Source organism: Streptomyces sp. CA-278952 (assembly GCF_028747205.1).
Lineage (GTDB): Bacteria > Actinomycetota > Actinomycetes > Streptomycetales > Streptomycetaceae > Streptomyces.
The window spans coordinates 7,255,798-7,270,735 of record NZ_CP112880.1; the positions used below are offsets into that span (position 1 = coordinate 7,255,798).

Here is a 14,938-nt window from a genome sequence, read left to right on the forward strand (position 1 = left end):
GAGGAGTACCGGACCTGTCCGGCGGATCAGGCCGGCCCAGGGGTGCCACCCGCCGACGTAGTCTCCTCGACCAGTCTCCGGACCAGGTCGATGAACGGCCCGGCGGCGGAGTTGCTGTAGAACTGACGTGCCGACACCTTGGGCAGGCCCAGGGAGCGAAGCTCGGAGAGCACGCGCACCACGAGCAGCGAGTTGCCGCCGAGTTCGAAGAAGTTGTCACCCGTCCGCACCGGAACGCCCAGGAGATCCGTCCACACCCGCAGAATCGTCTCCGCGAGCGCGTCACCCGCGTCAGGCCCCTCGCCGCTTGGCGCCGGGCGCGTCCGAGGAATGAGCTGAGGCGCGGGCAGTGCGGCAGTGTCGAGCTTGCCATTCAGTGTCAACGGGAGTTCCTGGACCGGGGTGATCGTGGCTGGCACCATGTAGTCGGGCAACACCCGTCGGGCTGCCTTGAACGCCTCCTCGACCGTGCCCGCCGCACCGAACACCGCATAGGCGTCGATCCGGGAGCTCGCAGCATCTCCTGGCGTCTCCTGGTGGACAAGGGCGGCCACCGCCTCGATGCCCGGCTCGGCGAGCAGCACGGATCGGATCTCGTCCAGCTCGATGCGGTGCCCGCGCACCTTCACCTGGCTGTCGAGACGTCCGAGATGGTCGAGTCGCCCGTCCGGCCTCAACCGCCCCCGGTCTCCGCTGCGATACATGCGTTCCCCCGTGACGGGGTCGTCGACGAAGCGCTGGGCCGTCAGGTCGGGGCGGCCCAGATATCGGTCCGCGACCCCGGCGCCAGTGACATGGATCTCTCCCGCCGCGCCGGGGGGCAGCACCCTGCCCCGGGGGTCGCGGATCGACACCGCCCACCCGGGCAGTGCCCGGCCGACCGACCGGGAGTGTGTGATGACGTCCGCCGGCGTGACGGTCTGCGCGGTGACGTGGACGGTGGTCTCGGTGATGCCGAACATGTTCACCAGACGGCACCGACTCGGCGAATACCGTGTGAACCACGGCGCGAGCAGCACCACGTCCAGCGGCTCGCCGCCAAAGACGACCAGTCGCAGTGTCAGCTCTCCGGCTGCTGCTGACTGCCGGTCCGCCTCGACGAGCTGGCGGAACGCCGAGGGAGTCTGACTCAGCACCGTGACCCGCTCGGCCGCCAGCAGCTCGTGGAACTCGTCGGGCGCGCGGGTGACCCAGTAGGGGACGACGACCAGTCGGCCGCCGGTGAGCAGGGCGCCCCATATCTCCCACACCGAGAAGTCGAAGGCGCTCGAATGGAACAACGTCCACACGTCGGTGTGGTCGAATCCCAGATCCGGCGCGGTGGCGTCCACGAGTGCGAGGACGTTGCGGTGCGGAACCACGACCCCCTTGGGGCGACCGGTGGAACCGGACGTGTAGATCACGTAGGCGGTTGACGTGCCCTCGTCGGCCGCGTCCGTGTCCGTGCCGGGGCAGCCGCTCTCCCGGGCAGATCCCTGCGCTGACCGGCCGGTACCGAGCCCTTCCAGCTCCTTCGGGCTGATGACGCGCACGCCGTCGAGCCGGGGGAAGCGGTCCGGGTCACCGATGACCACCTTCACTCCGGCATCGGTCGCCGTATGGCGCAGGCGCTCCTGCGGGTAGCGACTGTCCATCGGGACATAGGCGCAGCCTGCCTTGAGTACGGCCAGCAAGGAGATCACGAGCCTGGCGTCGCGGTCCAGACACACACCCACCCTCCCGGAGCGAGCACCGAGCGCGGCGAGCCCGTTGGCCATCGCGTCGGCACACTCTTCCACCTGTTGGTAGGTCAGCTGCGTCGAGTCGTCGGTGATCGCGACGGAGTCGGGACTCTCGCGGGCCATCGCGGAGATCCGTCCGTGGATCGTGGCAGCGGCGCCGGGTGGGGGCGGAGCGACGACCGAGCCGAGCCCTCCGAGGCGCAGGACCTCGGTGACCTCAGCGGCGTTCAGCAGGCTCATCGCGGACAGCGTCCCGCTCCCCGGCAGTTGTGCGAGCTGTTCGGCGAAATGTCCGATGCGCTCCGCGAACATCGCCCCGACCTCCGGGGCGATGTTTCCTTCGTCGAACCAGCACATGCCGGTGGCCGTACCGTCCGGCTGCTCCTCCACCTGCAGCGCAATCGGCTCGGGTGGAGCCAGGAACGGAAGATAACGGACACCGGGCCGGGCCGGGCCCAGGAAGAGGTGGACTCCAGCGTGCTCGACCGCCGCCGGGTCGGCACCGATGCTGGTTTCGACGCCGACATCGGTCGAACCGGTCCTGTCCGTGCGGCAGTTGTCGAGATGGGCGGCGACGGTGTCGTCCTCGTTCACCGCGAGGACACGGCTGACCGGCTCGCCGGGGAACGCGAGTGCCGAGGTGACGTCGAGACGTACCTCCGGCCGGCCGCCGTAGTGGGCCAGTGCGAGCGAGACCGCCGCGACGGCGAGGGCCTCGCCGCGGCGGGAGCCGGCCCCTTGCACAGCGGGGCCCGGGGCGGGAAGGCGGAACGGTACGCGGTGGAAGACGCCCGACCTGACGGGCGTACCGAGCCCCCACTCCGGGGCAGGCCGGTCGCCGGCGGTCCGCGTGGGAGGCGTCGGCGCGGGCAGCGGGCCGAAGGGCAACCCGGCCGCCCGGTCCGGACCGTCCAGCAGCTGTGCGGCCAGCTGCTCCAGCGACTTACGGGGCACCCGGTCACGGACCGCCACGAACACCAGGTCGGCGACCTGGTCGGTGTACTGGACGAGAACGACCCGCAGCGGTGGCCCGGCCGGGCCAACGGGCCGCCCGGCTTCGGCGCGCACCCGCTCCGCGCCTGCGGGGTCACGGGAGCCGACGCCCGGCCGGAGTGTCCAGAGGCGTGGCGCGCGCGGTCCGAGGCGGTCCGCGACCGCCCGTACGAGCCGCCTCTGTGCCTCTTCCTCGTCGACCGGCCCGGCGGCGCGCACGACGAGGCTGTGAGAGGCACGGTGGAGACTGGCCGCGCGGGGCGGGAGGGAAGGTATCGAGCGTGCCGCCCCGGACGGATCCGTCCGGGGCGCAGGCGGTGAGGGGGCGGACACTGCTGCGGCCATGGACGGCCTCCTGCCGGATGAGAAGCGGTGGGGGTGGTCGTGAGGCCGGTTCAGCGGGCGCTGAAACCGCCGTCCACGGTGAGGGTCGTCCCGGTGACCTGCCGGGAGTCGTCTCCGGCGAGCCAGAGGGCGGCGCCCGCGACATCCCCCGGTTCGATGAGCGCGTTCATGGGCTGGTCCCGGACGAACACCTCCTCGTGCTCTCCGACCGGCACTTCCAGGGACCGCGCGATCTCCGAGAGCATGCGGCCCTCCACGACGGGGTCGTCGCGCACAGAACCGGGGCACAGGGCGTTGACGCGCACACCGAAAGGCGCGTAGTCCAGCGCGGCGGCCTTTGTCAGGCCGATGAGGCCGTGCTTGGCGGCGACGTACCCGGCGAAGTGCCGGTAACCGACCATCCCCGCGGTCGATGAGACGTTGATGATGCTGCCTGCCCGCTGCTCGACCATAGGGGGGAGGAACGACTTCATCGTCCGCCAGGCGCCCGACAGGTCGACGTCGAGCATGAGAGCCCATTCCGCTTCGGTGATCTCATGGACGCTCTTGCCGGAGGGTGTGGCGATACCGGCGTTGTTCACGAGGATCTGAACCGTCCCGAAACGGTCGAGTGCCTCGTGCGCCGATTCGGTCACGGCCACCGGGTCACGCAGATCGGCTGCCGCTGTGGTGACAGCGACACCGTGCTTCTCGCAGAGCGCCGCGGTCTCGGCGAGCTGGTCCGCCGAGCCGAGTGGGTAGGGCACGCCCGGCAGGTTCTCCGCGATGTCGAGCAGAAATAGATCGGCTCCCTCCTGTGCGAAGCGCACCGCGCAGGCCCGGCCCAGCCCGCGGGCCGCACCGGTGACGACAGCTGTCTTCCCCTGGAGCAACACGCCGGCCTCAGCCGACGAGCGGGTCGGGGGTGGACTGCGCACCGCTCGACTCCGCGGCGACGGTGGCGAGGACGCTTTCCGGAGAATCCACGAGATACATGTGGCCGCCGGGCACCTCGCGATAGGTGAAGGCGCTGGTGGTGGCCGCACGCCAGCCCTGAGCCTCCGTGCAGGAGACGAGCTCGTCGTCCGCTCCCCGCAGTGAGGTCACCGGCACGGACAGCGGCTCCTTCGAGGCGGGCTTGTAGTTCTCGTGCATCGCCACGTCAGCCCGGAGCAGCGGTAGGAGTATCTCGCGCAGGTCCGGATCGTCGAAGGCCTCGTGTCGGTAACCTGCGAGGGTGCCCACGAGGCCGATGAACTTCTCGTCGTCCATTCCGGTGGCCCGTTCGGCCCGGCCGTCCCATGGCCCGGGGGAACCGCTGACGAAGAGATGGCTCAGCCCGGTGCCGCCCAGGCGTTCCAGTTCGCGTGCCAGCTCGAAGGCGAGCACGGCGCCGAGACTGTGACCGAACAGACCGAAGGGCGCCTGTCGGCCCACGCGTTCGACCACCTGTGGCGCCAGCGCTTGAGCGGCCTGCACGGCGTCCTCGTAGGGCTCGTCGAGGAAGAGCTCTTCACGTCCGGGCAGTTGCAGTGGCACCACCTGGATTCCGTGCTCGCGCCGAGAATTCCATGGGCGGTAAAAGCCGGCGCCGCTGCCCGCGTAGGGCAGGCACACCAGTGAGAACGAGCTTTCCGACATGGATTTCTCAACCTCCTAGACGCCGCGCCCGGGTTGTGGTGCCTAGACGCGGCTTCGCTTCAGCGGGTGCCTCGCGCCGAGACCGGGGGCGGGGTGCGGCACGTGGTCATGTGGGGAGGAACACCTCGATCGAGACCTGGCGTAGACGGGCGTGCCTCCGCTCGGAGAGCCGGAGTCGCGACCGTGCCGGGTCTCCTACCGTACCGCTGCATGCCCTCCGCATGCACACGGCTTTGACTGGCGATGATCATACAGGTCAACTTATCTGCATTCCATGCCAGTTCACGTACGAACTACGCACCTATCTCCCACCTCGTGAGGGGTGAAGCGTCTCGCCGGGCATCGACTGGGGGACTGGTGAACCGTCAGCACTGCGGGAACCGAGAGGCTTGGATCAAACCTCTGCCGGTTCCCCGGCAACCCTTGCCCGGATCGCCGCGGCCGAGCAGGGCGGATGGCGAGTGGAGTCCGGTCCTTGATCGACGTTCCACGCCCTGCGGCTCTGATTTTCGGGGGCTTCAAGGAACTGCACCTGATGCCCGGCCATAGCCCCGAACTCAACCCCGGCGAGCTACTGAACGCCGACCTCGAACACCACGTCCACGCCGCCCGAGCCGCCGCCGTCGATGAACTCGCCCGCGAGACACGGTGCTTCCTCCACCGCAGACAGCGCCAGCCCCGCTTTGTGACCGGCTACTTCCACGCCCGCCACGTCTGCTGCACACTTCAGGAGGCAACCCACCATTTCCGCCTCAAACTCTCATTCCATCGAAGCCGCACTCAAGTTTGGCGTCCCGAGCACGAGCCGAAGCAATCACATTCATGCATGGATACGTCGAGGCGCACTGCAGCTGACTGATCGCATGGCCGTGAGGCGCCCGCCGATCCCCACGTCACGCGCCCGGGCCACTGCTGCAGCTCGGTCACGGACGTCAAGTTTCGTGAAGATCCGGGAAACATAGTTCCTGACTGTCTTCTCGGCGAGAGAAAGGCGTTTCGCTATCCCGTTATTTCCTATGCCGCTCGCAATGAGTTCCAGAATCTCGAGTTCCCGGGAAGTGAAACCTTCGAGCCCTCTTGGCGCGAGGCTGGCTCGCATGTCAGGACCGGCTGCCCAGAGCCTTGTCGCTACCGGAGGGCTGAAGACGGTGCCCCCATCGGCGACTATTCGAATGACGTGAGCGAGACCCTCCAGTGGTCCCGTCTGTGTCAAATAGCCGCTCACACCCGCATCCAAGGCTGCGGCAACGGACTCGGGATCGTCCCGTTGTGAGAAGACGAGGAACTTGGGGAGCCTCGTGTTGCGAGCATATCGTTCTCGGAATCGTCTAACACTTGCGATCAAATCCTGCGCAGATCGCGGAGTCGCCAGAATAATAACCTGGGGACATTCGGGCACTTCATCGAGGTCCTTACGCACTGCAGAAGTGGGAGGAATGATTGCGATGTGCGCATCACGGCTGGCGATTGATTCCAACCCGGCGCAAGTTATAGGCTCGTCTCCGACAACCATGAGGCTCACGTTCAACGTGCTCTCTCTTTCTGAATTCCACACCCGTAAAATCCACGGCCGCAAGGACGCAATCGCAAGGTTTCATGCTCGTTACTATGGAATAACTCTCCATGGGTTCCGGTCATGCCCTACAGGAAACTCTGGAAGGGTGCAAGGGGCATTCTCTTCCAGAGTAACTAGTGCAAATTCAGCAAGGTGTACGATGCCGCGCAACTTCTGAGTATGTGGCCGTCAAGCTGAGATGCAAGTGACCTACACAACTGGAACTTGCGAATCCGCCTTTGCCCGGTGCTTCTAGGCCATACGTCGATGGAGCTCCGCGCCCCGTGCGTGAATCCCCTGTGAATCCGTAACAGGCATCGACGTATGGGCCATGTCCTGAAGGGTGCACAAGACGTCGTGACCTTGGTGATCGCCGACTCTCCACCCTTGTCCGCCGCAGCCTTCCAGCTGCTGCTGAGAACAGGCTGGGGCTGCGCGGCCTCAGCCTGAGAGGGGGGACGAAGGGCCACGTTCGAACCTCTCGAACATGGCCGGTTCATGGTCCTCCGGTTCGCCTGGCAACGGCCTCTTGATCGTTCCCACGGGCATACGGCCCCGGCCGCCCTGGACGTGCAGGCGGGAGGCGGCCTAGGTTCACCGGATGACTGGGACATCACGGTGGTACCGGGGTCTGCCCGACGCGCTGACAGCTATCGGATTCGCACTCTTTCCACAGGTCGCGGTGGTGCAGGAGGCTTTCTCGGGGGGGACGGGCGAAGGGGCGGTGTGGGCGGTGGCCCTCTCCGCGGCGCTGCCGCTTACGGTCCGTCGACTGTGGCCGGTGCCGGTGTTCGGCGTGGTCTTCGCCGCTGCTTGCTGGGGTTTGTCCACGGGGGCCGGGCCGGTCGGGTTTCCCGCGGCGGCGTGGGCGTTGTACGCAGTGGCAGCGGCACAAGGCCGTCCGCGGCTGCCGGCTGTCCTCGTCGGAGGGATATGCCTGGCCGGCGCAGCCGTGTTGACGCTGGCGGGAGGTCGCGGATTCGCCGGTAGTGCGGTGGTGACGCACACGGTGTCCGCACTTCTGCTGCTCGGCGTCGCCTGGGCGGCGGGGACGACGGTGCGCGAGCGGCGGGAGGGCGTTCGCCGGGAGGTCGTGGCGGCGGCGGAGCGGGCCAAGATCGAGGAACGGCTGCGAATCGCCCGGGACATCCACGACGTGGTCTCGCACAGTGTGGGGCTGATCGCGGTCAAGGCATCGATCGCCAACCATGTGCTTTCCACGCGCCCGGATGAGGCGAAGAAGGCATTGGCGGCGATCGAGGAGGTGAGCCGCGGGGCGCTGCGCGACCTGCGGTCCACGCTGACGGTGCTGCGCGAGGACGACGCGCATGGCCGGACCGGCGACGACTCGCTTCGGCCGGCGCGGGGCTTGGCCGATGTTCCCGACCTCGTACGGTCGGCGGAGGAGGCAGGTGTGAGGGTGGTCCTCGACTCCCGGTGCACAGGGGCGGTCACCGAGGGGGTGGCACTGTCCGTGTTCCGGATCGTCCAGGAGGCGTTGGCCAACGTGGTGCGGCACGCTGCCCCGACCCGGTGCCGGATGACACTGGTGACGGAGGACGGGGTCCTGCGGGTCGAGATCGTTGACGAGGGGCCATTGCCGTCGGGCGCCGCGCCGGCAGTCGGCCGGGGCGCTGGGCCCGCATCCGGAGCCGGGATGGGCTTGGTCGGTATGGCTGAGAGAGTCGCGGCCCACGGCGGCACGCTGCACACCGGGCCCACCGTGCACGGCGGCTTCGAGGTGCGGGCCACGCTGCCGTGCTGACCTGCCGCTCCGGCCGGTGACTCATACTCGGGTATGAGTCACCGGCCGGAGCGGCAGGACGATTTTCCCGACCTGGGGCCGATGCTCCGCCGGACCGACTGCACCAGACTCGCTGTGTGATTGAGATTCGGAAACTGACCAAGCGGTACGGGTCGCGCACTGCCGTGGACGACCTCACCTTCACCGTACGGCCGGGCGCGGTTACAGGCTTCCTCGGACCGAACGGCGCGGGCAAGTCGACCACGATGCGGATGCTGTTCGGCCTCACACGACCGGACGCGGGTGCAGCCCTTATCAACGGCCACCCTTATCCGGACCTCGCCTTCCCGGCCCGGCGCGTGGGCGCGCTCCTGGAGACATCGGCCCCTCATCGTGGGCTGACCGCAGCCGGTCACCTCAGCTGGATCGCCAGAAGCAACGGCATTCCGCGCGGCAGAGTGAGCGAGGTACTGGACCAGGTCGGTCTGGCTGACGTCGCCCGCCGCCGTATCGGAGGCTTCTCCCTCGGTATGGCCCAACGCCTGGGCCTGGCCGCCGCGTTGCTCGGCGACCCGGAGATCCTCGTCCTGGACGAGCCGGTCAACGGCCTGGACGCGGAAGGCATCCGATGGCTGCGCCGACTGCTGCGGGCACGGGCCGAGGCAGGCGGCACCGTCTTGGTCTCCAGCCATCTGATGACGGAGATGTCGCTGGTCGCCGACCATCTGATTGTCGTCCACCAGGGCCGGCTGCTGGTAGACACCGGGATGACCGACTTCATCCGGCTGCACGGCCGCCCACACCTGCGGGTCCACGCGTCCGACATCAACCGGCTCGCCTCCACCCTGACGGACCACGGGGCCACCGTGCAGGTCACCCATGACGGAGGCATCGAGGTCCGAGGGATCACAGAAGCCGAGATCAGCCGCCTGGCCACCGAGGGCGGGCATGGAACGGCCCGGCTGGGGGCGGCGGACGGATCACTGGAGGAGACCTTTCTGGAACTCATCGACCAGCACAGCACCGGCCGCCAGACCGGTCCGGAGACGAGGAACAGTCGTGTCTGAGACGACAGCGGCCCTGGGGGCCGAGTTCAGCAAGCTGCGCAGCATTCGTTCGACCTTGATCACGCTCCTCGCCTTCGCACCGGTCACTCTCCTTCTCGCTGTGCTCGGCGGGTGGTCCGCGAGGGGGGCCATCGACTCCGACAATCCCGCTCTGCGCTCCGACTTCACGCCCGAGCAGGCAGGCTTCGACGGCATCCTTTACGGTCAGCTCGCCCTCGTCGTCTTCGGCGTCCTGGCCGTCACCAGCGAGTACAGCTCCGGCATGATGCGCGTCTCGCTGCTCGCGGTGCCCAAGCGGGGGCGGCTCTACGCGGCCAAGATGGCGATGACAGCGGCCGCGGCGGCAGCGGTGGCCGTACCGGTCACTGTCCTGAGTTACCTGCTTACCCAGTCCGCGCTCGGCCCGCACGGATCTTCGCTCACCGCCGACGGCGTGCCCGCCGCCCTGGCCGGCTCGTCCGCCTACCTGACGCTGATGTGCCTGTTCGCAGCAGGCATCGCAACTGCCGCCAGGAACGCCGTGGTCCCTTTGATCATCCTGGTCCCGATGCTCCTCGCCGGCACCCACATCCTGTCGATCATCGGCGCGACCAAGGAGATCGTCCGCTACTTCCCTGACAAGGCAGGCAGCGAACTCCTCACCGTCGGCTCGGGCGACACCGTCTTCGGACTCGTCGTCCTCGCCGCCTGGACCGTGGCGGCCCTGGGCGCCGGCTACCTCCGTCATCGCCGCTGGGACGGATGACAGGACAGAGATGAGGCGCCGGTCCCGCGACAGTGGGACAACCCGCGTCATAGGTTCCTGGTGATCCCCGGCCGAACAAGATCGGCCCGGGCTTGTAACCAGGAGGTATGTCATGAACGGGATCTATGAGCCGCCCATGCTCCAGGAGATCGGCGACTTCGACGAGCTGACGAAGTGTCTGGGAGTGGGTAGCTGCACCGACTTCGTCGGCTGCGGCTACGCGGTCGTCTGCTTCTGGTGATCCCCCTCGGTGCCGGTGCGCTCATGGCGCACCGGCACCGCCTTGCGAGCGAGGCGACATGACTTTCGTAGTACTCCCGGACACTGCCGCGGCAGCCGCGGTGTCCACGCGGCTGGCAGCCGCCAACCGTATCGATCACGCGTCGGGTCGCCCGTGGATCGTGGGCGACTGGCACCCGAAGGACGTGACAGTCGTGGAGGCCGGTTCACGCAAACTGGCGGTCATCGGGTCGACACCTACAGGGCGGGTGGATGCCGACGCGCTCGGCCGCGTCGGATCTCTCCACGAGCTGGACGCGATCGCGGCCCGCCTTCCGGGTTCCTTCCATCTGCTGGCCTCCATCGATGGGAAAACGCGCATACAGGGCTCCGTCGTCGGAGTACGGCAGGTGTTCACCGCGACGGTGGATGACATGACCGTCGCGGCCGACGGCGTCGAATCCCTGCTCCGGCTCAAACCGATGCCCCTGGACGAAACCCTCCTGGCCGCACGGCTGCTGGTTCCCGGTGGTGCTCCCTGGCCTCTCGCTCCTCAGCCCGTGATCAAAGGTGTCGAGGCGGTGGGCACCGGGCATTGGCTGCAACTTGACAACAGCGGGCGCTCCCGCACTTATCGGTGGTGGAATCTGCCGGAAGCCACCCTCAGCCTGGAACAAGGCGCCGCGGCCGTACGCGAAGCGCTCCAGGAGTCCCTCGCCGTCCGAACAGGTCAGGCGAAGACTCTCAGTGCCGATCTGTCCGGCGGCATGGACTCGACCTCTCTCTGCTTCCTGGCCGACGAAGCGGGCGCGGACCTGATCACGTATCACGTGAGGCCACTGGACTTCGCCAACGAGGACACCCGGTGGGCCAAAAGGGCGGCCGACCACCTGCCTGCCGCCGATCACCACACGCTCGCGGCGGACCGGACGGAGAACCTCTTCGACGTCGGCTACACACCCGACCAGCCCGACGCCGCTCCGGAAGGACCGTCGACCTGGGCGTCCGGTCTGGCACACATCCATGATCTTGCCGCACGAGCCTCCGGTGCCGGCTCCTCCCTCCACCTGACCGGCTTCGGTGGTGACGAACTCTTCGGCCGGATGCCCGCCGGCGCATGGGCGCTGGCCCGGGCTCACCCCATCAGCGGTCTGCGTCTGGTCAACCGGTACCGGCTCGCCAACCGCTGGTCGTGGAGAGCCACGGTCAGCGCGCTGACCGATCGCTCCACCTTCGCGGAGAACCTCGTCCGCGTGGCGAACAGCATCGATGCCCCGCCCCCGCGGCTCGACGAACCCGACTTCGGCTGGGTATTCGCCCCTCGAATGCCCCACTGGGCCACGCCGGACGCGGTGTCAGCTGTACGCAGGCTCCTCATCGAGGCTGCCGCGAGCACACCCGTTCCTCTGGATCTGGACCGTTCCCGGCATCAGGCGCTCGCCTCACTGGTGTTCGAAGGGGCCACGGTCCGCCAGGTGAATACCGCTCTGGCCGGAACCGGCATCGTATGGGACGCACCGTTCCTCGACGACCGCGTCATCGAAGCCGCGCTGGCCACCCGTGTCGACCAGCGCCTCGCCAGCGGTCGCTTCAAACCGCTCCTGGTCGAAGCAATACGCGGGATCGTTCCGGATGACATCCTCTCCCGTACCGACAAGGGGGAGTTCAGCGCTGAGGCCTTCCGCGGCCTCGAGCGCAACCGGGCCCGGCTGCTCGAGCTCAGCGAGGACTCACAGCTCGCGCGACTCGGCCTCATCGACCCCGCCGCGTTCCGGTCGGCCGTGCTCAACCCCGGCCCCATGTCGCACCACCTGCAGCCGATCGAGAGCACCGTGGCGTGCGAGAGCTGGCTGCGGACCCACTCCCGGCCGAACATCACGGAGACGAGTACCCCCAGATGACTCTGAACCTCGCTCGCGACGTCACCCTGACCCCCACCGATTCCGGCTCGGTACTGCTCGACGGCAGGCGGGGCGTCTACTGGCAGCTCAACGCATCGGGCTCGGCCATCCTCCGGCGCCTGCTCGACGGGGCCACCCCGGACGCCACCGCACGTCTGCTGGCCGAGACCGTTCCCGTCAGCGAGGAGCAGGCTCTGACCGATGTCACCGCCATCATCGACGCGCTCAGCATAGCCAAACTGGTGGAGGTGACACAGTGACCACGCCTACCGTGGCCGAACTGGCCCCCCGCCTTCCGCTGCGCCGCCAGGTCGGCCCCCGTCTCGCGGCCGGACTGGCCCGCCTGCTGGTCCAGCTCCCGCCGGCCCGTCTGCACCGGGCCCTTGGTTTCCTGAGCCGAGGCACTCGCCCCGCTGCGTATCCGGCTGTCGCCGAAGCCCGCCGGTCGGTCGTCTCTGTCAGCACCCGCTGCGCGGGGCTCGGCTGCCTGCAGCGGTCGGTTGCCACCGCCCTTCTGTGCCGGGCCCGAGGAACCTGGGCGGACTGGTGCACAGGATTCCGGACCCGGCCGTTCGGCGCGCACGCCTGGGTCGAAGTCGATGGCCGCCCTGTGGACGAGCCGGGTGAACTGAGCGGATTTCAGACCGTACTCGCCGTACGCGCCCCTGGCGGAGGGAAGTCATGACCGTCATCCGGGCGGAAGGCCTGTACGCCTACTACGGCACCACCCCGGCCGTCAACGGACTCGACCTGACAGTGCCGGCCGGTGTCACCTTCGGCTTCCTGGGGCCGAACGGCGCGGGCAAGTCGACAACGATCAATATGCTCACCACGCTGCTCAAGCCTACCGCCGGCCGGGCCGAGGTCGCGGGCTTCGACGTCACGTCCCAGCCGTCGGAGGTCCGGCGCCGGATCGGCATCGTCTTCCAGGAGTCCACCCTGGACCAGGAACTCACCGCCGCGGAGAACCTCCGTTTCCAAGGCGAACTGTGCGGACTCTCCCGGAAGGAAGCCCGTACCGCGGCACCGGCTCTGCTTGACCTCGTGGACCTCTCGGACCGCGGTGAGATACCCGTACGGCTACTGTCCCCGGGCCTGCGCCGCCGCCTGGAGATAGCCCGCGGCATGATCGGGTCACCGCGCGTGCTGTTCCTGGACGAGCCGACGACCGGCCTCGACGCGCAGACCCGGGCGGCCGTCTGGTCCCACCTGGAGACGCTGCGTACCGAACACGGCGTGACCGTCTTCTTCACCACACATCAGCTCGACGAGGCCGAGCACTGCGACCGCATCGCCATCGTCGACCACGGAAAGCTCATCACGCAGGGCGCGCCGAGCGAACTGAAGTCGGTGGTCGGCGCCGACCTGGTCCGGTTGCGGACCGACGACGACGTACAGGCCGCCGAAACCCTCGACCGCCGCTTCGGGCTCACCGCAGAGACCGGTCACGACGGTCTGCGGCTTCGCGTGCCCGACGGCTCCCATCTGGTGCCCCGGATCTGCGCCGAACTCGGAATCCGCGTCAGGTCCGTGAGCATCACCCCGCCGACACTCGACGACGTCTTCCTCCACCACACCGGCTCGGCCGTCCGGGACGACGTCAGTGACAAACAACTGCTGGAGAACCTCGGGGCGGGAACGCGATGACACACACTGGCACTGTCCCGCCGCGGACCGACACCACACCGGTGACACCTGTCGGGGATTCGTTTCGCGGCAGCGGACGGTATTCGTGGAAGCCCTACGCCCTGCTGTGGCGGCGCGAAATGGCCCGCCTCCGGCACAACCCGGTACGTCTGGCCATGGGCCTGCTCACCCCCTTGTTGTTTCTCGTCGTCCTCGGGACGGGCCTGGAGGCGGCCTCCTCCAGCCTGGGCAAGGCCCAGTTGAACGACTACCGGGCGTACCTGTTCCCCGGTGTCCTGGTCATGTCGGTGCAGGCCCCCGCCATCGCGGTGGGAATCTCGCTCGTGTGGGACAGACGAGCCGGCGTCCTGCGCCAGATGCTGGTGTCCCCGTTTCCCCGGTCGAGCATCGTCCTCGGGCTCGCACTCGGCGGCGCGACCACCGGCGGGATCTACGGTCTCCTCGTCCTGTCTGTCGGAGGGATCGCCAGCATCAGCTACACCCCGATGCTGCTGGTGGTTCTCGTCGAAGTCCTCCTCATCTCCCTGCTGTTCACCTCATTGGGCCTGCTCGCGGCCGTGACGATCCGCCAGGTCGACACCTTCCAGATCGTGGTGAGCCTCAGCCTCATGCCTCTGATGTTCTTCTCCGGCGCCATGTTCCCGCCGAACGGGCTGCCCGGCTGGCTGGACACTGTCGTGAAGCTCAATCCCCTCACGTACGGAGTCGACGCCGTCCGTCGCACCCTGCCAGGGCCCGACTCGCTCACCTCCGAACAGACGCGGCTGCTCCTCGGGGACTGGAATCCGCCGATCGCCGCAGAGCTGGGACTGCTCGCAGCGCTTACGGCCTTGGCGCTGGCCCTGGCGGCGCATCGATTCGCGCGTAGCTCATGACCGGCACGGACACGATGAGGGCAGCCACCGCCCGCACCGGTATCGCCGTGTGGATCGGCACAGGTGCACGCCTGCTGCTTGCCGGGGTTCTCGGCTATGCGGGCCTGGTGAAGGTTTCCGATCTGACGGAGGCCGGCCGTACCGTCGCGCTCTACCGCCTCGTCCCAGCGGAGACGGCTCAGTTGATCGGCGGTGCGTTGCCGATGGCCGAACTCGCGCTGGCCCTGCTGCTGGCGGTCGGACTGGCCACACGGGCGACGGCCGCCTTGAGCGCAGCGCTCATGGTCGTCTACATCGCGGCCATCACCTCGGTGTGGGCACGCGGAATGTCCATCGACTGCGGCTGCTTCAGCAGCGGTTCGGTCGTGACCAGTGGCGCGCAGTGGGGATACGCGGTGGACATCGCGCGGGACCTGGTCTTCCTCGCCGCTGCCTGCTACCTCGTCCGATATCCGCGAACCCTCTGGTCGTTGGATGGGAAGACCCTCATGACGAAGGAGATATGA

14 protein-coding genes are annotated in these 14,938 nt (G+C 68.1%); 10 read left to right on the plus strand and 4 right to left on the minus strand.

Annotation, left to right across the window (positions count from 1 at the left end):
* Positions 1-26 precede the first annotated feature (26 nt).
* From N7925_RS31825 to N7925_RS36250, 4 genes are all read right to left on the minus strand, one after another.
* Positions 27-2,933 (minus strand): non-ribosomal peptide synthetase, encoded by a 2,907-nt coding sequence (locus N7925_RS31825; protein ID WP_274345899.1) that lies wholly within the window; start codon positions 2,931-2,933, stop codon positions 27-29.
* 176 nt (positions 2,934-3,109) lie between these two features.
* The gene (locus tag N7925_RS31830) at positions 3,110-3,934 is read right to left on the minus strand and encodes a mycofactocin-coupled SDR family oxidoreductase (protein WP_265602921.1); all 825 of its coding nucleotides are present in this window, start codon (positions 3,932-3,934) and stop codon (positions 3,110-3,112) included.
* Positions 3,935-3,941: 7 nt separating this feature from the next.
* On the minus strand, positions 3,942-4,679 hold the full coding sequence (locus N7925_RS31835) for a thioesterase II family protein (protein ID WP_265602922.1): 738 nt from the start codon (positions 4,677-4,679) through the stop codon (positions 3,942-3,944).
* A gap of 820 nt (positions 4,680-5,499) precedes the next feature.
* On the minus strand, positions 5,500-6,192 hold the full coding sequence (locus N7925_RS36250) for a LuxR C-terminal-related transcriptional regulator (protein ID WP_443032362.1): 693 nt from the start codon (positions 6,190-6,192) through the stop codon (positions 5,500-5,502).
* Positions 6,193-6,835: 643 nt separating this feature from the next.
* On the opposite strand from N7925_RS36250, the gene N7925_RS36255 reads away from it, so the two are divergent.
* From N7925_RS36255 to N7925_RS31885, 10 genes are all read left to right on the plus strand, one after another.
* Entirely contained in the window at positions 6,836-7,999 is a 1,164-nt protein-coding gene (locus N7925_RS36255; RefSeq protein WP_443032289.1) for a sensor histidine kinase, read from the plus strand.
* 116 nt (positions 8,000-8,115) lie between these two features.
* Positions 8,116-9,045 carry an ABC transporter ATP-binding protein gene (locus N7925_RS31845; protein ID WP_265602924.1) on the plus strand — a complete coding sequence of 310 codons (930 nt, stop codon included), beginning with the start codon at positions 8,116-8,118 and terminating at the stop codon, positions 9,043-9,045.
* Positions 9,038-9,790 carry an ABC transporter permease gene (locus N7925_RS31850; protein ID WP_265602925.1) on the plus strand — a complete coding sequence of 251 codons (753 nt, stop codon included), beginning with the start codon at positions 9,038-9,040 and terminating at the stop codon, positions 9,788-9,790. The genes N7925_RS31845 and N7925_RS31850 overlap by 8 nt, the downstream gene beginning before the upstream one ends.
* Before the next feature lie 112 nt (positions 9,791-9,902).
* Positions 9,903-10,031, plus strand: a complete 129-nt coding sequence (locus N7925_RS31855; protein ID WP_265602926.1) for an aborycin family tricyclic lasso peptide — start codon at positions 9,903-9,905, stop codon at positions 10,029-10,031.
* Between the two features lie 58 nt (positions 10,032-10,089).
* Positions 10,090-11,910 carry a lasso peptide isopeptide bond-forming cyclase gene (locus tag N7925_RS31860; RefSeq protein WP_274345900.1) on the plus strand — a complete coding sequence of 607 codons (1,821 nt, stop codon included), beginning with the start codon at positions 10,090-10,092 and terminating at the stop codon, positions 11,908-11,910.
* Positions 11,907-12,170: a lasso peptide biosynthesis PqqD family chaperone gene (locus tag N7925_RS31865; RefSeq protein ID WP_274345901.1), complete on the plus strand. Its 264-nt coding sequence runs from the start codon at positions 11,907-11,909 to the stop codon at positions 12,168-12,170. The genes N7925_RS31860 and N7925_RS31865 overlap by 4 nt, the downstream gene beginning before the upstream one ends.
* 11 nt (positions 12,171-12,181) lie before the next feature.
* A complete protein-coding gene (locus tag N7925_RS31870) occupies positions 12,182-12,595 on the plus strand; it encodes a lasso peptide biosynthesis B2 protein (RefSeq protein ID WP_331618212.1) in 414 nt (137 codons plus the stop codon).
* On the plus strand, positions 12,592-13,557 hold the full coding sequence (locus N7925_RS31875; RefSeq protein WP_274345902.1) for an ATP-binding cassette domain-containing protein: 966 nt from the start codon (positions 12,592-12,594) through the stop codon (positions 13,555-13,557). The genes N7925_RS31870 and N7925_RS31875 overlap by 4 nt, the downstream gene beginning before the upstream one ends.
* Positions 13,554-14,432: an ABC transporter permease gene (locus tag N7925_RS31880; protein ID WP_274345903.1), complete on the plus strand. Its 879-nt coding sequence runs from the start codon at positions 13,554-13,556 to the stop codon at positions 14,430-14,432. The genes N7925_RS31875 and N7925_RS31880 overlap by 4 nt, the downstream gene beginning before the upstream one ends.
* Positions 14,429-14,938, plus strand: coding sequence for a MauE/DoxX family redox-associated membrane protein (locus N7925_RS31885; RefSeq protein ID WP_274345904.1), 510 nt, complete (start codon positions 14,429-14,431; stop codon positions 14,936-14,938). The genes N7925_RS31880 and N7925_RS31885 overlap by 4 nt, the downstream gene beginning before the upstream one ends.

Coding starts and splice junctions, on each gene's coding strand:
- N7925_RS31835 (WP_265602922.1), bottom strand. CDS start 4,679: ATGTCGGAAAGCTCGTTCTCACTGGTGTGCCTGCCCTACGCGGGCAGC.
- N7925_RS36250 (WP_443032362.1), bottom strand. CDS start 6,192: ATGGTTGTCGGAGACGAGCCTATAACTTGCGCCGGGTTGGAATCAATC.
- N7925_RS36255 (WP_443032289.1), top strand. CDS start 6,836: ATGACTGGGACATCACGGTGGTACCGGGGTCTGCCCGACGCGCTGACA.
- N7925_RS31855 (WP_265602926.1), top strand. CDS start 9,903: ATGAACGGGATCTATGAGCCGCCCATGCTCCAGGAGATCGGCGACTTC.
- N7925_RS31860 (WP_274345900.1), top strand. CDS start 10,090: ATGACTTTCGTAGTACTCCCGGACACTGCCGCGGCAGCCGCGGTGTCC.
- N7925_RS31865 (WP_274345901.1), top strand. CDS start 11,907: ATGACTCTGAACCTCGCTCGCGACGTCACCCTGACCCCCACCGATTCC.
- N7925_RS31875 (WP_274345902.1), top strand. CDS start 12,592: ATGACCGTCATCCGGGCGGAAGGCCTGTACGCCTACTACGGCACCACC.
- N7925_RS31880 (WP_274345903.1), top strand. CDS start 13,554: ATGACACACACTGGCACTGTCCCGCCGCGGACCGACACCACACCGGTG.
- N7925_RS31885 (WP_274345904.1), top strand. CDS start 14,429: ATGACCGGCACGGACACGATGAGGGCAGCCACCGCCCGCACCGGTATC.